19 protein-coding genes are annotated in these 20,832 nt (G+C 71.3%); 12 read left to right on the top strand and 7 right to left on the bottom strand.

The window, feature by feature from the left end:
* The 4 genes from ACFU95_RS15925 to ACFU95_RS15910 form a co-directional block, all read left to right on the top strand.
* Positions 1-477: alpha-glucosidase C-terminal domain-containing protein (locus tag ACFU95_RS15925; protein ID WP_383827491.1), on the top strand; the 477-nt coding region annotated here is incomplete at its 5' end.
* Between the two features lie 41 nt (positions 478-518).
* Positions 519-1,880 (top strand): maltokinase, encoded by a 1,362-nt coding sequence (locus tag ACFU95_RS15920; protein WP_383827490.1) that lies wholly within the window; start codon positions 519-521, stop codon positions 1,878-1,880.
* Between the two features lie 4 nt (positions 1,881-1,884).
* Positions 1,885-4,092, top strand: a complete 2,208-nt coding sequence (gene glgB, locus ACFU95_RS15915) for a 1,4-alpha-glucan branching enzyme (protein ID WP_383827488.1) — start codon at positions 1,885-1,887, stop codon at positions 4,090-4,092.
* Between the two features lie 133 nt (positions 4,093-4,225).
* Positions 4,226-6,130: an AMP-dependent synthetase/ligase gene (locus ACFU95_RS15910; protein WP_383827486.1), complete on the top strand. Its 1,905-nt coding sequence runs from the start codon at positions 4,226-4,228 to the stop codon at positions 6,128-6,130.
* Here the strand turns inward: ACFU95_RS15910 and ACFU95_RS15905 are convergent.
* Together ACFU95_RS15905 and ACFU95_RS15900 are read right to left on the bottom strand one after the other, a co-directional pair.
* Positions 6,022-6,711 carry a fibronectin type III domain-containing protein gene (locus ACFU95_RS15905; protein WP_383827484.1) on the bottom strand — a complete coding sequence of 230 codons (690 nt, stop codon included), beginning with the start codon at positions 6,709-6,711 and terminating at the stop codon, positions 6,022-6,024. The two genes, ACFU95_RS15910 and ACFU95_RS15905, sit on opposite strands and share 109 nt — an antisense overlap.
* Positions 6,712-6,721: 10 nt before the next feature.
* Positions 6,722-7,324: a hypothetical protein gene (locus tag ACFU95_RS15900; RefSeq protein WP_383827482.1), complete on the bottom strand. Its 603-nt coding sequence runs from the start codon at positions 7,322-7,324 to the stop codon at positions 6,722-6,724.
* A gap of 323 nt (positions 7,325-7,647) precedes the next feature.
* Here ACFU95_RS15900 and ACFU95_RS15895 point away from each other — a divergent pair, with 323 nt between their 5' ends.
* From ACFU95_RS15895 to ACFU95_RS15880, 4 genes are all read left to right on the top strand, one after another.
* Positions 7,648-9,039 (top strand): NAD(P)/FAD-dependent oxidoreductase, encoded by a 1,392-nt coding sequence (locus ACFU95_RS15895; protein WP_383827512.1) that lies wholly within the window; start codon positions 7,648-7,650, stop codon positions 9,037-9,039.
* A 63-nt stretch (positions 9,040-9,102) separates the two neighbouring features.
* Positions 9,103-11,367 (top strand): FUSC family protein, encoded by a 2,265-nt coding sequence (locus ACFU95_RS15890; protein WP_383827480.1) that lies wholly within the window; start codon positions 9,103-9,105, stop codon positions 11,365-11,367.
* Between the two features lie 36 nt (positions 11,368-11,403).
* Positions 11,404-11,625: a hypothetical protein gene (locus tag ACFU95_RS15885; protein WP_383827478.1), complete on the top strand. Its 222-nt coding sequence runs from the start codon at positions 11,404-11,406 to the stop codon at positions 11,623-11,625.
* 303 nt (positions 11,626-11,928) lie between these two features.
* Positions 11,929-12,378: a cyclic nucleotide-binding domain-containing protein gene (locus tag ACFU95_RS15880; protein WP_383827476.1), complete on the top strand. Its 450-nt coding sequence runs from the start codon at positions 11,929-11,931 to the stop codon at positions 12,376-12,378.
* A 3-nt stretch (positions 12,379-12,381) separates the two neighbouring features.
* Here the strand turns inward: ACFU95_RS15880 and ACFU95_RS15875 are convergent, their stop codons facing one another.
* Both ACFU95_RS15875 and ACFU95_RS15870 read right to left on the bottom strand, forming a co-directional pair.
* Entirely contained in the window at positions 12,382-13,689 is a 1,308-nt protein-coding gene (locus ACFU95_RS15875; protein ID WP_383827474.1) for an MFS transporter, read from the bottom strand.
* 79 nt (positions 13,690-13,768) lie between these two features.
* Positions 13,769-14,383: a LysE/ArgO family amino acid transporter gene (locus ACFU95_RS15870; protein WP_383827472.1), complete on the bottom strand. Its 615-nt coding sequence runs from the start codon at positions 14,381-14,383 to the stop codon at positions 13,769-13,771.
* A gap of 66 nt (positions 14,384-14,449) precedes the next feature.
* On the opposite strand from ACFU95_RS15870, the gene ACFU95_RS15865 reads away from it, so the two are divergent.
* Complete coding sequence (locus ACFU95_RS15865; RefSeq protein ID WP_383827470.1) at positions 14,450-15,358, top strand: LysR family transcriptional regulator ArgP; 909 nt, start codon at positions 14,450-14,452, stop codon at positions 15,356-15,358.
* A 127-nt stretch (positions 15,359-15,485) separates the two neighbouring features.
* Here the strand turns inward: ACFU95_RS15865 and ACFU95_RS15860 are convergent, their stop codons facing one another.
* Complete coding sequence (locus ACFU95_RS15860; RefSeq protein ID WP_383827510.1) at positions 15,486-16,196, bottom strand: TetR/AcrR family transcriptional regulator; 711 nt, start codon at positions 16,194-16,196, stop codon at positions 15,486-15,488.
* A 118-nt stretch (positions 16,197-16,314) separates the two neighbouring features.
* Here ACFU95_RS15860 and ACFU95_RS15855 point away from each other — a divergent pair, with 118 nt between their 5' ends.
* From ACFU95_RS15855 to ACFU95_RS15845, 3 genes are all read left to right on the top strand, one after another.
* Positions 16,315-17,532, top strand: coding sequence for a saccharopine dehydrogenase family protein (locus ACFU95_RS15855; RefSeq protein ID WP_383827468.1), 1,218 nt, complete (start codon positions 16,315-16,317; stop codon positions 17,530-17,532).
* Positions 17,533-17,638: 106 nt separating this feature from the next.
* Positions 17,639-17,881, top strand: coding sequence for a WhiB family transcriptional regulator (locus tag ACFU95_RS15850; protein ID WP_383827466.1), 243 nt, complete (start codon positions 17,639-17,641; stop codon positions 17,879-17,881).
* A gap of 117 nt (positions 17,882-17,998) precedes the next feature.
* Positions 17,999-18,349, top strand: a complete 351-nt coding sequence (locus ACFU95_RS15845) for a DUF488 domain-containing protein (protein WP_383827464.1) — start codon at positions 17,999-18,001, stop codon at positions 18,347-18,349.
* Positions 18,350-18,389: 40 nt separating this feature from the next.
* On the opposite strand, the gene ACFU95_RS15840 is transcribed toward ACFU95_RS15845, so the two are convergent.
* On the bottom strand, positions 18,390-20,063 hold the full coding sequence (locus tag ACFU95_RS15840; protein WP_383827462.1) for an FAD-binding dehydrogenase: 1,674 nt from the start codon (positions 20,061-20,063) through the stop codon (positions 18,390-18,392).
* 24 nt (positions 20,064-20,087) lie between these two features.
* Positions 20,088-20,714, bottom strand: a complete 627-nt coding sequence (locus tag ACFU95_RS15835) for a TetR/AcrR family transcriptional regulator (RefSeq protein ID WP_383827460.1) — start codon at positions 20,712-20,714, stop codon at positions 20,088-20,090.
* Positions 20,715-20,832 lie beyond the last annotated feature (118 nt).

Here is a 20,832-nt window from a genome sequence, read left to right as displayed (position 1 = left end):
CCCATGCAGTGGACCCCGGACCGCAACGCCGGGTTCTCCTCCTGCGACCCGGGACGGCTGGTCCTGCCCACGATCATGGACCCGGTCTACGGCTACCAGGTGACGAACGTCGAGGCGTCCATGGCCTCCCCGTCCTCCCTCCTGCACTGGACCCGCCGCATGATCGAGATCCGCAAGCAGAACCCCGCCTTCGGACTCGGCTCCTACACGGAACTCCAGTCCTCCAACCCGGCGGTCCTCGCCTTCCTGCGCGAATACGAGGACGACCTGGTGCTGTGCGTGAACAACTTCGCGCGCTTCGCGCAGCCCACCGAACTCGACCTGCGTGAGTTCAGCGGACGCCACCCGGTGGAGCTCTTCGGCGGGGTGCGCTTCCCCGCCATCGGCGAGCTGCCGTATCTGCTGACCCTCGGGGGCCACGGCTTCTACTGGTTCCGGCTCTCCCGAGTCTCATCCCGCATCGGCCGACGGCTTTGAGCGTGCGCTCCGAGTCCGTGCCGAGGAAAGGACGGGTCACCATGCAGAAGACCGCATCTCCCCGATCGAGCCGTACGGTCGACGCGAGCCCCATGGCCTCGCTCACCGGGCTGCTGCGCGAGTGGCTGCCACGGCAGCGCTGGTTCGCGGGCAAGGACCGGCCCGTCACGGACCTCGCCCTGCTGTCGATGACCGAGTTGTTCCCGGGCTGTCTGCATCTGCTGGTGCACGCCGGTCACTCGGCGGTGCCCGCGCCCGGCGGCGCTCCCCCGGCCGGCGACTGCTACCAGCTGCTGATCGGCGTACGGCAGCACCTGTCGCCGCGGCTCGGCCGGGCGCTCATCGGCCGCGCGGAGGAGGGGCCGCTGGCCGGTCTGACGGTCTTCGACGCGTTGCAGGACCCCCGCTCGGCGCAACTGCTGCTGGAGCGGCTGCGGCATCCCGGCGCGTCGGGCCCGCTGCGCTTCGAGGCGGACCCGTCCGTGTCGGTGCCGGCCGGGCTCGTGCCCCGAGTGCTGGACGCCGAGCAGTCGAACTCCTCGCTGGTGTACGGCGATACGTTCATCCTCAAGCTGTTCCGGCGTATCCAGCCCGGCGTCAACCCCGACCTGGAGCTGTCCGGCGCACTGGCCGGGCAGGGCTGCCGCCGGGTACCGGCCCCGGTGGCCTCGTTCCGCACGACGCACCCTTGGGAGGCCACGCTCGGCGTTCTCCAGCCGTTCCTGCGTGACGCCTCCGACGGCTGGACGCTGGCGCTGGACGCGCTGGCCTCGGGCGGCGACTTCACGGCGGAGGCCCGTCAGCTGGGGCGGGCGACGGCGGAGGTGCACCTGGCGCTGGCATCGGCCTTCCCGTCGCTGTCCCGCGGCGAGAACGGCCGGATGGCGGCGGCGATGACCGAGCGCCTGGAGCTCGCCGCGCACTTCGTCCCCGCGCTCCGGCCCTACGTCCCCGGCCTGCGTACCGCCTTCGGCGCCCTCGCCGGCTGTGATCCCGGGCCGCCCGCCCAGCGCATCCACGGTGACCTGCACCTGGGTCAGGTGCTGCGGGCCGGGCGCGAGTGGTTCGTCATCGACTTCGAGGGTGAACCGTCCCGCCCGCTCGCCGAGCGGCGCGGCGTCCACTCACCGGTGCGGGACATCGCCGGCATGCTGCGCTCCTTCGACTACGCCGCCCGGCAGCGCCGTCCGTGGCGTCCGGAGTGGGCGCGCCGCTGCCGGGAGGCCTACTGCGCGGGCTACGCCGGCCTCGCCGGGTGGGACCCGCGCAAGAAGCACGGACTGCTGCGTGCGTATGAGACCGACCGCGCCGTGTACGAGGTCCTGTACGAGGCCCGGCACCGACCCGACTGGTTGCCCGTACCGATGGCGGCGATCGAACGCCTCGCCGTGAGAGGAGCCTGACCCCATGGCCCTGCACGAGACCTCGCGCCCCGAATCGGCCGGACCGGGCCGGCGCGCCACCGCGCCTCCCCTCGAACCGGCCGACCGTGAACGCCTGCTGTCGGGCGCCCACCACGACCCGCACGCGCTGCTCGGGGCGCATCCGGTCCCGGGCGGAGTCGCCTTCCGGGCGTTGCGCCCGTTCGCGCAGACGGTGAGCGTCGTGGTCGACGGTGAGCGCACCGGGCTGGTCTCGGAGGGCGGTGGCCTGTTCTCCGGCGTACTGTCGCTGGACGCGATCCCGGCGTACACGCTGCTGGTGTCGTACGCCGAGGACGGGTCCGACGAGCGTGAGGTCCACGATCCGTACCGCTTCCTGCCGGCCCTCGGCGAGCTCGACCTGCATCTCATCCGCGAGGGCCGGCACGAGGAGCTGTGGCGGGCGCTCGGCGCCGAGCCGATGACCCATCAGGGCGTGACCGGCACCCGGTTCACCGTGTGGGCGCCGAACGCCCGGGGAGTCCGGGTCGCCGGGGACTTCACCTGCTGGGACGGGACGGCGTTCCCGATGCGCTCGCTCGGGGCGTCCGGGGTGTGGGAGCTGTTCCTGCCGGGCATCTGCGAGGGCGCGCGGTACAAGTTCGAGATCACGTCCCGGCACGGCGGCCGGTTCTTCAAGGCCGACCCGATGGCCCGCCGCGCCGAGATCCCGCCGGACACGGCGTCGATCGTGCACGCCTCGCACTACGAGTGGGACGACGAGCACTGGATGGCCCACCGGGGCGACGTCCCGGTGCACCAGGCTCCCTTCTCGGTCTACGAGGTGCATCTGCCGTCCTGGCGTCCGGGTCTGACGTACCGGCAGCTCGCCGAGGAGCTGCCCGCGTACGTCGACGAGCTCGGCTTCACGCATGTCGAGTTCATGCCGGTCGCCCAGCATCCCTTCGCCGGGTCGTGGGGCTATCAGGTCACCGGCTTCTACGCGCCGGCCTCCCGGCTCGGCACGCCGGACGACTTCAAGTACCTCGTGGACGCCCTGCACCAGGCCGGCATCGGGGTGATCGTGGACTGGGTGCCGGCCCACTTCCCCAAGGACGACTGGGCACTGAGCCGGTTCGACGGGGATCCGCTGTACGAACCCGGGGACGCGCGACGTGCCGAGCACCCGGACTGGGGGACGTTCGAGTTCGACTACGGACGCACCGAGGTGCGCAACTTCCTCGTCGCCAACGCCACGTACTGGTGCGAGGAGTTCCACATCGACGGGCTCCGGGTGGACGCCGTCGCCTCGATGCTCTACCTCGACTACTCGCGGGACTCGGGGCAGTGGACGCCGAACGTCCACGGCGGGCGCGAGGACCTGGACGCGATGGCGTTCCTCCAGGAGATGAACGCGACCGTGTACCGGCGCAACCCGGGGGTCGTCACGATCGCGGAGGAGTCCACGGCCTGGGGCGGCGTGACCCGGCCGACCGACAGCGGCGGGCTGGGGTTCGGGCTCAAGTGGAACATGGGCTGGATGCACGACTCGCTCCAGTACATCGCCAAGGAGCCGGTGCACCGCAAGTACCACCACAACGAGATGACCTTCTCGATGGTGTACGCCTACAGCGAGAACTACGTGCTCCCCATCTCCCACGACGAGGTCGTGCACGGCAAGCAGGCGCTGGTCTCCAAGATGCCCGGCGACTGGTGGCAGCGACGCGCCAACCACCGCGCCTACCTGGGCTTCATGTGGGCCCACCCGGGCAAGCAGCTGCTCTTCATGGGGCAGGAGTTCGCGCAGGGCGCCGAGTGGTCCGAGGAGCACGGGCCCGAGTGGTGGCTGCTGGATCCCGGGTACGCGTCGGCGGGCGACCACCGGGGCGTGCGGGACCTGGTCCGGGACCTCAACACGCTGTACCGGGCGACCCCGGCCCTCTGGGAGCGGGACACCGATCCGTCCGGCTTCCAGTGGGTGGTCGGGGACGCCGCCGACGACAACGTCTTCGCCTTCCTGCGGTTCGGCTCCGACGGTGACGTGCTGCTCTCCGTCTCCAACTTCTCCCCCGTCGTCCGTGCCGACTACCGCCTCTGGGTGCCGGACCACATCGACGCCTGGCACCAGACCCTCAACACCGATGCCGCGCACTACGGCGGGAGCGACGTCACCAGCCCCGAACCGCTCAAACCGGAGGACGGACACATCCGGCTGACGTTGCCTCCGCTCGCCACGGTGTGGCTGTCGCCCTGATCAAGCGGAGATCACCGAACGAGGTCAATTGTCAGTTCTCGACACCACGCGCTCTCAGCTGGGCTAGATTCGGGCACCGCCGATAACAGTACTCATCGGTGATGTCACACCCGGTACACAACAGGAGCAGCGCATGCGCGACCTCGGCCTCGCTCCCCCGACCGTCACGCCCCTGGCCGGCGGGCTCGCCGACACCGTCTTCGAGACGGCGGCCCTCGATCCCACGCTGCCGTTGCTCGCGCGCCGTCCGGACCCCTCCTCCACCACCTGGGAGGAGGTGACCGCCGCCGAACTGCGCGACGAAGTGACCGATCTGGCCAAGGGACTGATCGCTTCCGGGATCTCACCGGGCCATCGCGTGGCCATCATGGCGCGCACGCGGTACGAGTGGACGGTCCTCAGCCATGCGCTGTGGGCGGTGGGCGCCGAGGTGGTCCCGATCTATCCGACGTCGTCGCGCGACCAGGTCGAGTGGATCCTGCGGCATTCCGGCTGCGTGGCCGTGGTGGTCGAGGACGAACAGGCGGTCATGACGGTCGGCTCGGTGTGCGGGTCGCTGCCGCAGCTGCGCCATGTCTGGCAACTGGACGCGGGGGCGCTGCCGCGGTTGGTGGAGCAGGGCGAGTTCGTCCCGCTCGCGACGGTGGAGTCGATGCGCCGCATCGTGCTGCCGGACTCCACCGCGGTCGTCGCCTACACCTCCGGCACGACGAGCCGGCCCGTGGGCTGCGCGCTCAGTCACCGCAACCTGGCCAGCCCCTGCGACACCCTGCTGGCGGGCTGGGGGCACAAGGTGGTGCCGCCGGGAGGGCAGGCGTCCGTTCTCGCCTTCCTGCCCTTCTCCCATGTGTACGGCCTTCTGGTGCAGACCCTCTGTATCCGCGGCGGCATGATGATGGGCCATGAGCCGGACCTGCGCGAGGAGTCGCTGTCGGCGGCGCTGCGTTCGTTCAGGCCGACGTATTTCTGCGCGGTCCCGTCGATCTTCGAGAAGATCTACAAGAACTTCCTGCGCGGGGCTCAGCAGGCGGGCCGGGGCGCGCTGTTCGAGCGGGCCGCCGACACCGCCCGGGACTTCGCGGCGGCCCTCGAACGGCACCGGCTGGGGGGCGGGCCGGGGCCCGGTTTCGATCTGCGGCTGCAACACGCGCTGTACGAGCGGACGGTGTACCGCAAGCTGCGCGCCGCGCTGGGCGGCAGGGTGATGCTGGCGACCTCGGGCGGCTCGTCCCTGAACCGTGAGATCTCCTTGTTCTACGAGGGGATCGGTCTCTATGTGAACGACGGCTACGGACTGACCGAGACCAGCGGCGGGATCACCGCGCAGCCTCTCGGCCAGGAGATGTCGGGGACGGTCGGGCAGGCGCTGCCGGGCACGGACATCCGGGTGGCGGACGACGGGGAGATCCTGGTGCGCGGGCCCTCGGTGTTCCAGGGCTACGTCCACGACGACGCCTCGACGCGGGCGGCGTTGCGCGGCGGCTGGCTGGCCACCGGGGACCTGGGGCGGCTGGACTCCGACGGCTATCTGACGATCACCGGCCGCAAGAAGGACGTCATCGTCACGAGCAGCGGCAAGAGCGTGTCCCCGGCGCTCCTGGAGCAGCGCCTGAGGATGCATCCGCTGGTCCACCAGGCGGTGGTCGTGGGCGACAACCGGCCTTGTGTCGGGGCTCTGATCACCCTGGATCCGGACTTCCTGGCGTACTGGCGGGAATCGCTGGCGGTGCGCAGCGACGCGCGGATCCGGGAGGCGCGGGAGGAGAACGCGCTGCGGGAGGAGCTCGGGCGGGCCGTGGCCGCCGCCAACAGCGCGGTGTCGCGCTCGGAGTCCATCCGTGTGTTCCGGGTGCTGCCGGCGCCGTTCGACGTGGCCAGCGGATTGCTGACACCGTCGATGAAGCTGCGCCGGGACGCGATCGTGCGGCACTACGCGCTGCAGATCGACGCGATGTACCAGGCGCGCTCGCGTGCGCCCCGGGAGCACATGGCGGAGGAGCTGGCGCACTGGGACGACGCCGACAACGTCTTCGGCTGAGCGCGTCCGCTCGCCCGCGCCTGTTGGCCCGTCGTGAGTCGTACGACATTCGACTGCTCGCCCAGGGTGAAGGCGCGGATGCGGTAGCCGGCGTGCTGTTCGTCCGGCAGGGGGACGTACCCGGTGGTCTCGGTGTCGGGGGCGAGGACGGCGACGGGGTCGTAGTGGCGGCCGTTCGTCCTGCGGATCTCCAGGAGGAAGCCGTCCTCGTCCGAGGAGTTGTCGGTCCAGGTGAAGCGGAGGCCGTCCGCCAGGTCGGTCCGGACCGGTCGGACGGTGGGGCCGCGGTAGGACCGGAGCCGGTAGAAGAAGGTGGTGTGCGGGAGCAGGTCGGGGTGTCGGTAGCTCGTCACCTGGGGGGCCAGGTACCGCAGGACGGTGTAGGGGCCGGTCTCCTCGGTCGCGAACTCCAGGACGTGTCCCGCGATCCCGGGCCGCTCGTCCCGCCAGTGGAGGTCGATGTCGGTGGGGGTCGTGAGGACACCGCGCAGGGGCTGTTCCGGGTCGGTGGCGCCTGCCGAGCAGGCCGGCAGCGCCAGGACCAGCGCTGCCGACGCCGCGATCCGCGCCATTCCTCGCATACGGCGGCCGCTACTTGCGCCAGAAGCGGATGTTGCTCCACTCCACGGTCGCCTGCCCGCTGCCGCTGTTGGTGCGATAGGCGCCGAACTTGTCGTAGAAGCTGCCGCCTGGGCTCGCGTAGGTGTGCTTGAGCGAGCCGTTGATGTAGGTGCGGTGCTCGACGCCGACCTGGTGGACGGTGTTGACGCGGACCGTCGCGCCGACGGTCCCGGCGTTCGAGAGCGTGGTGCCGCCGTGCACCGCGTAGAGCCTGCCGCCGCGCTCGACGGCGAGCATGAAGTAGGGGCCGGGAGCTGAGTCGTTGAAGGTCAGCTTGAGGCTGATCCGGGTGCCGCTGAGGCTGGTGATGCGGAAGTGGCCTTCGAACTGGCGCGTTCCTCCGGTGTAGGTGGCATAGCGGCGTTCAGCCCGTTGGTCGCCGCTCGCGGTGGAGCAGGTGAGCCGGAAGGTCAGGCCGTCGACCTGGCCGCAGCCGCGCTCCTGCACGCTGTAGGTGGGTGACACCGATTGCCAGCCGCCGGGCTCGACTTCGGCGAACGCGTGCGGGGCGGCGAGCAGGGAGGTGGTGCACAGTGCCGTGGTGACGGTGAGGGTACGCAGGCGTACGGGCATGCTGCCTCCTGTCGGATGGGGGGGGGACCGCTGCCACGCACCTTGGTCACGTACATGAACTGCGACCCCTGACTTGGACGAGCGAGGAGGAACGTTAGGTCCAGACCAATAGACCGTCAAGAGATCACGCGTACATGTCTTTCGCTTCCGAACCGGTGTGCCCCCGCGCGGGTTGGGGCAAGGTGGCTGTCGACGGGTTCATCTGCCTGCCGCACCCGGCTGGCGGAACGGCCGGTGGCGCGGTGGGATCAAGGCGTGCGAAGCCGCGATCCAGGGGCAGGCGAACGACGTCAGGCACCCCGCCTGGAGCCGCAGAAGGGAAGATCACCGTGACACGACCCAGGATCCTGGTGGTTGGCGCAGGCTTCGCCGGAGTCGGATGCGTTCGCCGGCTGGAACGCGAACTCGCCCCCGACGAGGCCGAGATCACCTTGGTGACGCCGTCCTCCTACCAGCTCTACCTCCCACTGCTGCCCCAGGTCGCCTCCGGCGTCCTGACACCCCAGTCGATCGCCGTGTCCCTGCGCCGCAGCCGCAGGTACCGCACCCGGATCATCCCGGGCGGCGCCATCGGTGTGGACCTCGCGGCCAAGGTCTGCGTGATCCGCACCATCACCGACGTGATCGTCAACGAGCCGTACGACTACATCGTGCTGGCGCCCGGCAGCATCACCCGCACCTTCGACATTCCCGGCCTCACCGACAACGCGTACGGCATGAAGACTTTGGCGGAGGCCGCCTACGTCCGCGACCACGTGATCTCCCAACTGGACCTGGCCGACGCCAGCCAGGATCCGGACGAGCGCGCGGCACGGCTCCAGTTCGTGGTGGTCGGCGGCGGCTACGCGGGGACCGAGACCGCCGCGTGTCTGCAGCAGCTGACCCACAACGCGGTCAAGCGCTATCCGCGGCTCGACCCGAAGCTGATCAAGTGGCATCTGATCGACATCGCGCCGAGGCTGATGCCCGAACTCGGCGAGAAGCTGGGCAGCGCGGCCCAGGAGATCCTGCGCAAGCGCGGTATCGAGATCTCCCTGGGCGTGTCCATCGCGAAGGCGGGTCCCGAGGAGGTCACCTTCACCGACGGCCGGGTGGTCCCCACCCGCACGCTGATCTGGACCGCCGGTGTCGTCGCCAGCCCGCTGATCGGCACCCTGGGCGCCGCGACGGTGCGCGGTCGCCTCGCGGTGACCGCCGAGATGAACCTGCCCGGCCACGACGGCGTGTTCGCGCTCGGCGACGCCGCCGCCGTGCCCGACGTGGCCAAGGACGAGGAGGGCGCCGTCTGCCCGCCCACCGCCCAGCACGCCATGCGTCAGGGCAAGGTCGTGGCCGACAACGTCATAGCGGCCCTGCGCGACCAGCCGCTGCGACGGTACGAGCACAAGGACCTCGGCCTGGTCGTCGACCTCGGTGGCCGTGACGCGGTCTCCAAGCCCCTCGGCATCGAGCTGAAGGGCCTGCCCGCGATGGCCGTCGCCCGCGGCTACCACTGGTCGGCGCTGCGCACCAATGTCGCCAAGACACGCGTCATGACGAACTGGCTGCTCAACGCCGTCGCCGGGGACGATTTCGTGCGCACGGGATTCCAGTCCCGCAGTCCGGCCAAGCTCAGGGACTTCGAGTTCGTCCACGCGTATCTGACGCCGGAGCAGCTGCGGGCGCGCGTCGACGGGAAGGACGACGCCGAGCCGACCGAGGGAACGGCTGAGTGACGGTCTCGGCCGAGCCGTGGCTCGCGGCGTGAAGAGGGAGAGAGCGGGAGAGAGTACGGCGGCGTGAGGGCAGCGGGACAGCCGGTCCGGGCGCGACTGCGGGACCGGGTCGCGGCGTCGGACCCCGGGCTGCTGCGGCTGACCGCGGGGCTGCGCACGGCGGGCGCGATCGCCCTCGCGGTCGCCGTGCTCGCTCTGCTCGGCACCGATGTGACGCATCTGGTGGCCGGGGCCCTGGCGGCGATGGTCGCCACCTTCGCCATCCGGGAGAAGCAGCGCGGGCAGCAGGCGGTGACGCTCGCCCTGGGTCTGCCGGTGGCGCTGGCGTCCATGACCCTGGCCGCCGTTCTGCACAGCAGTCTCCTGGCCGGCGACGTGTTCTTCGTCGTGCTCATCTTCTGTGCCGTCTACGGCCGCAGGTTCGGCGACCGCGGCACCGCGCTCGGCCTGATCGGCTTCCAGATCTACTTCGTGTCCCTGTTCGTCGGCGCCACCGTCTCCGGCCTGCCCGCGCTGTACGGTGCGGTCGCCGTGGCCTTCGCGTGCAGCGCGCTGGTGCGTTTCGCCCTCGTCCCGGAGACGCCGACGGGAGTGCTGGAGCGGCTGCGCAAGGCCTTCCGCGCCCGGCTGGCCCAGCTGCTGTCGGGGCAGCTCGAACTCCTGGGCGCCGGTCCGCAGGAAGTGGACCGGGCCCTGGAGCGGGTGCGCGAGGGCACCGCGCGCCTGCACGAGACGGCCCTGCTGATCCAGGGCCGCCTGGCCGAGGGGACCACCGACGAGGCCGTGGCGCGGCTCGTCCAACGCAGGGTCGCGGACGCCGAGATCGCCGCCGAGCGCCTGGGGCTGTCGCTGCTCGCCGCACGCGGCGCCGAGCGGGCGGACACGCTCGCCCTGCATCTGCCGGGCGCGCCCGTCCCCTCGGGTGGGCGCCGGCCCGTACGGGAGGAGGAGACGGTCACGCTGCGGCGTGATCTGGAGGCCCTGCGCCTGCTCGTCCTGCACCCGGTCGGCCAGTCCGCCGGCACCGCGCTGTCCCACCTGCGCAACCGCCTCCTCGGCTACCGCGACGAGGACAACCTGCCCGACGCCTCCCCCGCCGTGCAGGACGCCTTCCGGGCCGTCGGCGAGGCCGCCCGCGCGGTCCTCGGACTGCGGATCGCCCTCGGCGGGCCCCAGGACGAGTCGGACGACAGCCCGGCCACGGCGCGCTCACGCGAGGAGCTGGACGCGGAGGACGCGGTACTCGACGCCGACGAGGAAGAGACCGAAGAGGAGCGCTCCGGGCTGCGCCGGCCCACCACGCGTGCCGCCGTGCAGGTGGCCGTGGGGTCCACGCTGGCCATGGTCGGCGGTGAGCTGCTGTCCCGCGACCGCTGGTACTGGGCGGTGCTGACCTGCTGGATCGTCTTCCTCAACACCGCGTCCACGGGCGAGATCCTGGTCAAGGGCTACCGCCGCCTGCTCGGCACCGTGCTCGGTGTCCTGGCCGGCATCGTGCTGGCGGGCGCGGTCGGGCAGCACACCTGGACGGCGTTCGCGCTGGTGCTGCTGTTCGTGTTCGCGATGTTCTACTCGGCACCGCTGTCCTACACGCTGATGTCCTTCTTCGTCACCGCGGCCCTGGGGCTGCTCTACACCCTGCTGCACACCTACAGCCTGTCGGTGCTCGTGCTGCGCATCGAGGAGACGGCGCTCGGCGCGGCCTGCGGGGTGATCGCGGCCGCGCTGGTACTGCCGGTGCAGACGGACCGCCGTACCAACGAGCTGCTCGCCACCGTGCTGGAGCGGCTGGGCGACGTCACCCGCAGCGCCGTCGAGCAGCTCAGCGGCGGGTCGCCCGTCGAGCTGCTCGACCAGGCGCGCGACCTGGACCAGGCGCTGGCCGACCTGCGTGCCGCCACGCAGCCGCTCACGCACCCGGTGACGCCCCTGCGGGCCCGTCGGGAGACCGCCCGGTATGTCGTCGCGCTGCTGGAGACGTGCGCGTACCACGCGCGTTCCCTGGCCGCGACGGCCGAGCTGCTGCCCACGCACCCCTCGATCGCGGCGGATCCCCGGCTGCGCCGGGCCGCGGGGCGCATCGCGCACAACATCGAGACGATCGCCGCGCACGTCACCGACGAACACGCCACGGCCGGGATCGAGACCGGCCCGAGCATCGCCTCGCTCCTCGGACGCGCCGTCCCCGGCACCCCGCGCTACGGCCGGGTCACCGACCGGGTCCTGCGGCATCTGCAACGCCTCGACGAGGGCGTGGCCGGTCTGGCCCGTCCCCTGGGCGTGCCCGTGAAGGCATCGGACGGCTCCGCGAAGGCATCGGGCGGATGACGGCTCATCGGGGCGATTTCCGGGTACGCGGATGCCATGACCGAAGTCGTGGACTCAGACGAACTGCTGCGGCGCATGCATCGTGCCAGGACCTGCGCCCGGCAGGAGGAGCGGACCTGGCGGGAACGGAGCGAGCAGCTGAGGTCGACCGATCCCGACGCGGCCCGCGACGCCGCCGTGCGGACCGTGGCCTACGAAACCGTGATCACGGTACTGGAGGAGATCCTGACCCCGGGCAAGCACCCCGAGCAGCCCTGAAACCTCGACCGGAGTGAAACCGGTCACGTACCCCGGTCCTGGTTACGCGGAATCCACCAAGATGGTTTACGGTTCATCCATAAGTGGTCACGGGGTCGACCGTATCCGTCCCCCGCGCACCACCCTTTACGGCCCTGGCTGGTCTCCCCCGTCCAGCCAGGGCTTTTTAATGCCCTCGGCACCCGCCGCGTGCGGACTCCGGGACGAAACCGTCCTCCGCCGAGGTGCTCACGGCGCCGGTAGCGGCTGAAATGGACGCAGGCAAGCACCGGAACCTCAGTCGTCGGCGAGGAGCCCCGTGTCATGACCAAAGCGATCAAACTGCTGACCGCCCTTCCGCCGCCTCAGCGCCAGCGTCTGATGGCACTCGCCCAGGAGGTCTCCTTCCCGGAGGACACCCGGATCTTCGAGGCGGGCGGCACGGCCGACCGCTTCTGGGTCCTGCGCTCGGGTGCCGTCTCCCTCGACCAGCGGGTGACATCGATCCAGCGGGTGACCGTCGCCAGTCTCGGCTCGGGCGATCTGCTCGGCTGGTCCTGGCTGTTCCCGCCGTACCGGTGGGATTTCGGCGCGGAGGCCTTCAGTCCCGTGCGCGCCTACGAGTTCGACGCGGCGGCGGTGCTGCGGCTGTGCGAGGAGGATCCGGGGCTCGGGATGTCCCTGGTGCGGCATGTCGCCGAAATCCTCGCGCACCGGCTGGAGTTGACACGGGGCAGGCTGATGGAACAGTACGGGCGGCGCAGTGCGCTCTGAGCCTCAGACGCGGTAGCGGCGCAGGGCCGGAACCGCCACGGCCAGGCCGAGCATGAGGACGACGACCAGCAGCCCGCCGCCCACGGTCGCCGTGCGCGCGCCGAAGGCCGAACCCGCCGTGCCGTGCAGGACGTCGGCGAGGCGCGGCCCGCCCGCCACGACGACCGTGAAGACGCCCTGCATGCGCCCGCGCATCTCGTCACTGGCGGCGGACAGCAGGATCGCCCCGCGGAAGACCATCGAGACCATGTCGGCGACGCCGGCGAGGGCCAGGAACACCACCGCGAGCCACAGGCTGCCGCTCAGCCCGAAGCCGGTGATGGCGACGCCCCAGGCGACGACCGCGCCGATCACCATCCAGCCGTGCCGGCGGGCCCGGGAGAACGTGCCGGAGAACAGCCCGCCGGCCACCGCGCCGATCGGGATCGCCGCGAACAGCAGCTCGAGGGCGAGCCCTTCGCCGTACGAGCCGAAGGTCTCGCTCGCGAGTTGCGGGAAGAGGGCGCGGGGCATACCGAAGACCATCGCGATGATGTCGGCCAGGAAGGACAGCAGCAGCACCTTGTGCAGGGCGATGTAGCGGAAGCCGTCCACGATCTCCCGTACGCCCGCGCGGCGTTTGACGGTGGCCGCCAAGGGCGGCAGCGCGGGCAGCCGCAGGACCGCCCAGACCGTGACGCACAGGGCCAGCGCGTCGATGAGGTACAGCTCGGCCAGGCCGATCACGGGTATGAGCACGCCGGCCAGCAAGGGCCCGACCACCTGGCCGGTCTGCATGACGGTCGAGCCGAGGGCGTTCGCCGCGGTCAGCTCGTCGGCCGGCACCAGACGGGCGATGGAGGCGTTGCGGGCCGGGGCGTTGAGCCCCCAGAACGCCTGCTGAACGGCGAGCAGCACCATCAGCACGGCCACCGACTCCAGACCGGTGACGGCCTGGAGCCAGAACAGCACCGAGGTGACCGCGATGCCGCTGTTGGTGATCAGCAGCAGCTTGCGCCGGTCCATGCTGTCCGCGACGGCCCCGCCCCACAGCGCGAACACCACCAGCGGCAGCAGTCCGGCGAGACTCGCCGCGCCGACCCAGGCCGAGGAGCCGGTGATGTCGTAGATCTGCTTGGGCACGGCGACCGCGGTGAGCTGGCTGCCGACGGCGGTGACGATGGTCGAGGACCAGAGGCGGCGGTAGGCCGGGCGGCGCAGCGGCCGGGTGTCCATCGCCCAACGACGCCAGCCGCGCCGCCGCGGTGACACCGCGGCCGGGTCCTTCTCCACTGGATCCTGTGGTTCGGTGCTGCTCTCGCTGGTGTCCACGCGCTTCCTGGATGCTCGTTACATCTTTCTCGGCCGAGGATCACTATGGCAGCAGCGCCCGGGTGTTGGGACCCGCGTCTCAGCTTCCGGCGATCAGCCCGACGCCCAGGGCGATCATCGTCGCGGCGACCAGTCCGTCCAGGACCCGCCAGGCCGCCGGCTTCGCGAGGTGGCGGCTCAGCAGCCGCGCCCCGAACCCGAGTGCGGCGAACCAGCACAGGCTGGCGAGCACGGCACCGAGGCCGAACGTCCAGCGCATCGGGCCCCGGTCGGCGGCGACCGTGCCCAGCAGGAAGACGGTGTCGAGGTAGACGTGCGGGTTGAGCCAGGTCATCGCGAGGCAGGTCAGCACCGCCCGCCGCCGTGACCCCGCCGGGTCGCCCTCCGTCACCAGAGCGCCGGCCGGCCGGAACACCCGGCGGGCGGCGAGGGCGCCGTAGCAGAGCAGGAACGCCCCGCCGACCCAGGCGACCGCGGTCAGCACCCCCGGCCAGGCCACGACGACCGCGCCGACGCCGGCCACGCCCAGGGTGATGAGGAGCGCGTCGGACAGGGCGCAGATGGCGACGACGGCGAGGACCGCGTCACGGCGGATCCCCTGGCGCAGGACGAAGGCGTTCTGGGCACCGATGGCGACGATCAGGGAGAGACCCGTGCCGAATCCGGCGGCGGCGGTGGTCAGGGCGTGTGTCATGCCATTGACGCTAAGCAAGCGATCTCCGTACGTACAGCTAAAGATTCTTACGTATCTTTAGCAGATATGAAGACCGAGCTGACCGAGCTTCCCCTCGACCAGGTGCGGACGCTGCTCGCGGTGGTGGACGAGGGCACCTTCGACGCGGCCGCCGCCGCGCTGCACGTGACCCCGTCGGCGGTGAGCCAGCGGGTCAAGGCGCTGGAGCAGCGCACGGGACGGGTGCTGCTGGTGCGGACGAAACCGGTGCGGCCCACCGAGTCCGGCACGGTGGTCGTCCGGTTCGCCCGCCAACTGGCCCGACTGGAGCGCGACGCGCGTGCCGAGCTCGGCATGAACGACGCCGGGGACGCGACCCGGGTTTCGATCGCGGTCAACGCCGACTCGCTGGCGACGTGGTTCCTGGGCGCGCTCACGCGCGTGCCAGAGGAACTACGGCTCTGCTTCGAACTGCGGCGGGAGGACGAGAGCCGTACGGCGACGCTGTTGCGAGAGGGACTGGTCATGGCCGCGGTGACCTCCTCGCCCGACCCCGTCGCGGGCTGCTCCGTGCGCCCGCTGGGCCGGATGCGCTATCTGGCCACGGCGAACCCGGAGTTCGCCGGGCGCCACCTCGACGGCTCGCTGCGCGACACGCTCCCGCGGGCGCCGGTGATGACGTTCGACCGCAGCGACGACCTCCAGGACGCCCTCGTCCGCACACTGCACCGCGGTCGCACCGTCGCGAGCGCCGTACGGCACCACGTCCCCACCTCGGAGGGCTTCCTTTCGGCCGTGACGGCCGGCCTGGGCTGGGGCATGATCCCCGAGGTCCAGGCCGAACCGCTCCTGCGGGCCGGCCGCCTCGTACCGCTCGCCCCGGACCACCCCATCGACGTCCCCCTGTACTGGCAGCAGTGGAAGCTGGACTCACCGGCACTGGCCACGGTGACGGAGGCGGTGACGGCGCAGGCGACGGAGGCTCTGCGCGGCTGAGCAGGTCAGGGGCGGTTCTACAACGCCTCCCAGGGGCGCGGGGCTGTGCCTGATTCGCGGCTCCGCCGCGTGGGCGCGACCAGCCACGACGGCGCCGCAGCCGCTCGACGGCGCATCGAGGCACGACCTACGGAGTGCTACCGCGCCCCAACTGACCGGCGGCACTGTCCAACAGCATCTCCAACGCCACCGGATACGCGCTGTCCACCATCCGCGCCGCCAGCAACGGCACCGCCTCGGCGATCCGCGGATGCGTGGCACGGGGCAGCCGGGCATACGTCGACCGCCACATGCCCTCATCCGCGCGGAGCGCCTCGCTCGGCAGTGCCAGCGACGCCGCGTCGAGCGCCGCGAAGGCCAGCGTCTGGTCGATGAAGGCGTGGTAGATCCGCACGGTGTCCGCCAGCGGGAACCCGGCGGTGCGCAGGACGTCCAGCACGGCCTCGTCGGCGGCGAGTTCGTTGGCCCGCCCCGTGACCCGGCTGGTCGTCAGCGCGGCGGCCTGCGGATGGGCCACATACGCGGCGTGGATGCGCAGCCCGACGGCGCGCAGGTCCTCCCGCCACTGCCCCGTCGGCTCCCAGCCGTCCAGCGCCTGGCCCATGAGGGCGTCGCCGATGGCCAGGGTCAGGTCGTCCATGCCGCGGAAGTACCGGTACAGCGTGCTGGGGTCGGCGTCGAGGGCCAGCCCGAGGCGACGGGCGGTAAGTCCGGCGCTGCCGTGTTCGCTGAGCATGCGCAGCGCCGTCTCGACGATCAGCCGCTCCGACAGCACCGTGCCGCTTTTCGTGGGACGGCGTCGGCGTCGCTTCTCCTCCGGAACGACCGGTTTCGGCACCATGACCTCCGTCCTCTGCGTCTTATGCCAACGCCATTGACCTTACGAGAACGGACCGCGTTGTATCTCCGGCGGGGCCCCACCACGTCGTAGACCTTCGAGTCGAGGGAGTCTTGTCATGCGTGTACTGATTGTGGGAGCCGGCGGGGTCGGTACCGCCATCACCCGGATCGCGGCCCGGCGGCCGTTCTTCGAGGCGATGGTCGTCGCCGACTACGACCTCGCCCGCGCCGAGGCGGCCGTCGCGGCGCTCGGCGGGGACGACCGGTTCCGGGCCGAGCGCGTCGACGCGAGCGAGGAGGCTGCGGTGGCCGCACTGCTGGAGCGGCACGCCTGCGACGTGCTCGTCAACGCCACCGACCCGCGGTTCGTGATGCCGCTGTTCCAGGCGGCCCGCACGGCCGACGCGACGTATGTCGACATGGCGATGTCGCTGTCCCGGCCGCACGCGGAGCGCCCCTACGAGGACTGCGGGGTCAAGCTGGGCGACGCCCAGTTCGAGCAGGCCGCCGACTGGGCGAAGGCGGGCGCGCTGGCCCTGGTCGGCATGGGCGTGGAGCCGGGCCTGTCGGACGTCTTCGCCCGGCACGCGGCGGACGAGCTCTTCGACGAGATCGAGGAGATCGGCGTCCGCGACGGTGCGAACCTCACCGTCGACGGCTATGACTTCGCACCGTCCTTCAGCATCTGGACCACGATCGAGGAGTGCCTCAACCCGCCGGTGGTCTACGAGGCCGACCGCGGCTGGTTCACCACCGAGCCCTTCAGCGAGCCCGAGGTGTTCGACTTCCCCGAGGGCATCGGCCCGGTCGAGTGCGTGAACGTGGAGCACGAGGAGGTGCTGCTCGTGCCGCGCTGGGTCGACGCGCGCCGGGTGACCTTCAAGTACGGCCTGGGCGAGGAGTTCATCGGCACGCTGAAGACGCTGCGTCTGCTGGGCCTGGACCGCGCCGAGCCGGTGACCGTGCCGAGCGCCGCCGGGCCCGTGGAGGTCTCGCCCCGGGACGTCGTCGCCGCGTGTCTGCCGGACCCCGCGACGCTGGGCGAGCGGATGCACGGCAAGACCTGCGCGGGCACCTGGGTGCGGGGGGTCAAGGACGGGAAGCCGCGCGAGGTGTACCTGTACCACGTGGTGGACAACCAGTGGTCCATGGCGGAGTACGGCTCACAGGCCGTGGTGTGGCAGACCGCCGTCAACCCGGTCGTCGCGCTCGAACTCCTCGCGACCGGCGCCTGGTCCGGCGCGGGCGTGCTGGGTCCGGAGGCCTTCCCGGCCCGGCCCTTCCTGGACCTGCTGACGGCGTACGGCTCCCCGTGGGGCATGCGCGAACAGTGACCGGATTCGCCGGTGTCCCACGGGGTTTCACCTACGCATCGACAGGCGACTCGAAACCGGGTAATGCATCCACCGAGGGCACAGACGACGATCGCAGGTGACTTTGATGGACGACTGGCGAGACTGGCGAGACGACGCTGCCTGCCGCCATGAGGATCCCGACCTCTTCTTCCCGATCGGCACGTCCGGACCGACCCTGCTCCAGACGGAGCAGGCGAAGTCGGTCTGCCGTCGCTGCTCGGTACAGGAGCGGTGTCTGCGCTGGGCGGTCGACACCGGCCAGTTCATCGGGATCTGGGGTGGCACGAGCGAGAACGAGCGACGGGCGCTGCGGCGGCGGGCCGGATAGCCGGCGGAGCGGCGGGACACGGGTCCTGTACGTGATCACGCGGCGGCCTTGGCCGACACTGGGGAGGGACTCGTCAGCTTCGGCGGTTCGCCCTCCGCACCCGAGAAAGGCCCGGCCATGAGTGTTCGGATCCGTCGTGTCTACGAAGCACCCGAGCCGGAGGGCGGCGTGCGCGTCCTGGTCGACCGGCTGTGGCCGCGCGGCCTGTCGAAGGACGCGGCTCGGGTGGACGAGTGGCCCAAGGGGCTCACCCCGTCCACCGAGCTGCGTCGCTGGTACCACGCGGACGAGAGGTCGTACGAGGAGTTCGCCGAGCGGTACGAGGCGGAGCTGGCCGCGCCCGAGGCGGCCGAACTCGTCGATCATGTACGGGAGTTGGCGAGCAAGGGCGACGTGACCCTGCTGACCTCGTCGAAGTCTCCCGAAAGCAGTCACGCCGCCGTGCTGGCCCGTCTCCTCCAGGCGTGACGTCTGATCACGTCGTGCGGAGACGGGCCGTACGCCGGCGTCAGCCCGTCTGTCGCGCCGCCGCCCGGCCCGCCGTGCGGCCCGAGAAGAGACAGCCGCCGAGGAAGGTGCCCTCCAGCGCGTTGTAGCCGTGGACGCCGCCGCCGCCGAACCCGGCGACCTCGCCGGCCGCGTACAGGCCGTCGATCGGCGTCCCGTCGGCTCCGAGCGCGCGGGAGTCCAGGTCGGTCTGGATGCCGCCCAGGGTCTTGCGGGTCAGGATGTGCAGCTTGACGCCGATGAGAGGGCCGGCCGCGGGGTCGAGGACACGGTGCGGGGTGGCGACCCGGCCGAGACGGTCGCCGATGTAGCGGCGGGCGTTGCGGATGCCCTGGACCTGGGAGTCCTTGCTGTACGGGTTGGCGATCTGGAGGTCGCGGGCCTCGATCTGGCGCCGGATGCCCGCCGCGTCGAGGAGCGGCTTGTCCGTCAGCTGGTTCATCTTCTCGACCAGTTGCTCCAGGGTCGGCGCGGTCACGAAGTCGGCGCCGTTGCGCAGGAACGCGGCCACCGGCCCCGGGGCGCCCTTGCCGAGCACCCGCTCCTTCAGGAACCCGGCGCGGTCCTTGGCGGTGATGTCGGGGTTCTGCTCGGAGCCCGACAGTGCGAACTCCTTCTCGATGATCTTCTGGCTGAGGATGAACCAGGAGTGGTCGTGGCCGGCGATGTCCGCGTCGGTGCGCAGGTGCTTGAGGGTGCCGAGGGTGTCGTAGCCCGGCAGGCACGGGTCGGGCAGACGGCGGCCGAGGGCGTCGAACCACATCGAGGACGGGCCGGGCAGGATGCGGATGCCGTGGCCGGGCCAGATCGGGTCCCAGTTCTGCAGGCCCTCGGTGTAGTGCCACATCCGGTCGCGGTTGACCAGGCGTACGCCCGCCTGCGCGCTGATGTCGAGCATCCGCCCGTCGACGTAGGCGGGGACGCCGGTGACCATCTCGCCGGGCGGGGTGCCGAGCCGTTCGGGCCAGTAGCGGCGGACGATGTCGTGGTTGGCGCCGATGCCGCCGGTGGTGACGACGACGGCCTGCGCGGTGAGCTCGAACTCGCCGACGCGGTCGCGGTTGGAGGCGACGCCCCGGGCCGAGTGGTCGTCGGCCAGGACCGTGCCGCGCACGCCGCGCGCCGTGCCCTCCTCGATGACCAGCTCGTCGACCTGGTGCCGGTGGTAGAAGGTGAGCAGCCCGTCGCGCGCGGCCTGCTTGGCGTACCGGACGAACGGCTCCACGACGCCCGTGCCGGTCCCCCAGGCGATGTGGAAGCGGGGCACGGAGTTGCCGTGGCCGTGGGCGCGCAGGTCGCCGCGCTCGGCCCAGCCCACCGTGGGCAGGAACTTGATGCCGTGCCCGTCCAGCCAGGCCCGCTTCTCGCCGGCCGCGAACTCGACGTACGCACGTGCCCAGCGCACCGCCCAGGAGTCCTCGTCGTCGACCCGGTCGAACTGGGCGCTGCCCTGCCAGTCGTTCCAGGCCAGGTCGAGGGAGTCCTTGATGCCCAGGCGCCGCTGCTCCGGGGAGTCGACGAGGAAGAGCCCGCCGAAGGACCAGAACGCCTGCCCGCCGAGGTTGGCGGCGTTCTCCTGGTCCACCAGCGCGACCCTGCGGCCCCGGCTGGTCAGTTCGCTCGCGGCGACCAGGCCCGCGAGTCCCGCTCCGACGACGATGACGTCGGCATCCATGGCGACCGTCCCTTCCTCAAGTCCTCATGCGGTGGTGTCGCTGCCGTCGGTGAGCAGCGCGGTGAGCAGTTGGCCCAGCCAGACGCGGGCGTGCTCCACGTCCTTGTCCAGCAGGAGTTGGGTGGTGACGCCGTCGTACGCGGCGACCACGGCACGGGCGGCGCCGTCGGTGTCGCCGAGCACGGCGGGCAGTTCGGTGTGTCCCCGCGCGCGGGCGAGCCGGTCGGCGATCGCCCCGCGCAGCCGGGCGCGGTGTTCCAGCAGGGTCCGGGCGACGGCCGGGTCACGCGCGGCGTGCACCAGGAAGTCCGTCTTCACCAGCAGCCAGTCGCGGTCCAGCAGCAGCACCTCGGTCACCCGGTCCACGGCGGCGGTCACGTCCAGGTCGGGTCCGTCCAGGGCGAGCGCCCCGGACACCTGCTCGGCGATCAGGTCCGCGCGCTGCTGGTAGAGGGCGAAGAACAGCTCGTCCAGGCTGTCGAAATTGGAGTAGAAGGCGCCCCGGCTGTAGCCGGCGGCCTCGCAGACCTCCTCGATGGAGACCCGGCCGAACCCCTTGGCGGCGAACACGGCGAACGCGGCGTCGAGCAGGTTGGCGCGCGTGCGAACCCGGCGCTTGGTGACGCGCCCGGTCGTTTCCTTCACCGCCATGTCCCGGCCTCCGTTCGATACGTGAATGTATCCGATACACGAATGTATCCAAAGAGGAGGACGTGAACTCGATCGAGAACTGACGCGAGCGTGAGCACCTCGACGGAAAACATAGATA

The sequence above is a fragment of the Streptomyces sp. NPDC057623 genome (assembly GCF_042800355.1).
In the GTDB taxonomy this organism is placed as follows: Bacteria; Actinomycetota; Actinomycetes; order Streptomycetales; family Streptomycetaceae; genus Streptomyces.
Note: the sequence above shows the minus strand (reverse complement) of the source record. Positions and strands in the feature narration are given on the sequence as shown.

Coding starts and splice junctions, on each gene's coding strand:
- ACFU95_RS15920 (WP_383827490.1), top strand. CDS start 519: ATGCAGAAGACCGCATCTCCCCGATCGAGCCGTACGGTCGACGCGAGC.
- glgB (WP_383827488.1), top strand. CDS start 1,885: ATGGCCCTGCACGAGACCTCGCGCCCCGAATCGGCCGGACCGGGCCGG.
- ACFU95_RS15910 (WP_383827486.1), top strand. CDS start 4,226: ATGCGCGACCTCGGCCTCGCTCCCCCGACCGTCACGCCCCTGGCCGGC.
- ACFU95_RS15905 (WP_383827484.1), bottom strand. CDS start 6,711: ATGCGAGGAATGGCGCGGATCGCGGCGTCGGCAGCGCTGGTCCTGGCG.
- ACFU95_RS15900 (WP_383827482.1), bottom strand. CDS start 7,324: ATGCCCGTACGCCTGCGTACCCTCACCGTCACCACGGCACTGTGCACC.
- ACFU95_RS15885 (WP_383827478.1), top strand. CDS start 11,404: ATGACCGAAGTCGTGGACTCAGACGAACTGCTGCGGCGCATGCATCGT.
- ACFU95_RS15880 (WP_383827476.1), top strand. CDS start 11,929: ATGACCAAAGCGATCAAACTGCTGACCGCCCTTCCGCCGCCTCAGCGC.
- ACFU95_RS15870 (WP_383827472.1), bottom strand. CDS start 14,383: ATGACACACGCCCTGACCACCGCCGCCGCCGGATTCGGCACGGGTCTC.
- ACFU95_RS15865 (WP_383827470.1), top strand. CDS start 14,450: ATGAAGACCGAGCTGACCGAGCTTCCCCTCGACCAGGTGCGGACGCTG.
- ACFU95_RS15855 (WP_383827468.1), top strand. CDS start 16,315: ATGCGTGTACTGATTGTGGGAGCCGGCGGGGTCGGTACCGCCATCACC.
- ACFU95_RS15850 (WP_383827466.1), top strand. CDS start 17,639: ATGGACGACTGGCGAGACTGGCGAGACGACGCTGCCTGCCGCCATGAG.
- ACFU95_RS15845 (WP_383827464.1), top strand. CDS start 17,999: ATGAGTGTTCGGATCCGTCGTGTCTACGAAGCACCCGAGCCGGAGGGC.
- ACFU95_RS15840 (WP_383827462.1), bottom strand. CDS start 20,063: ATGGATGCCGACGTCATCGTCGTCGGAGCGGGACTCGCGGGCCTGGTC.
- ACFU95_RS15835 (WP_383827460.1), bottom strand. CDS start 20,714: ATGGCGGTGAAGGAAACGACCGGGCGCGTCACCAAGCGCCGGGTTCGC.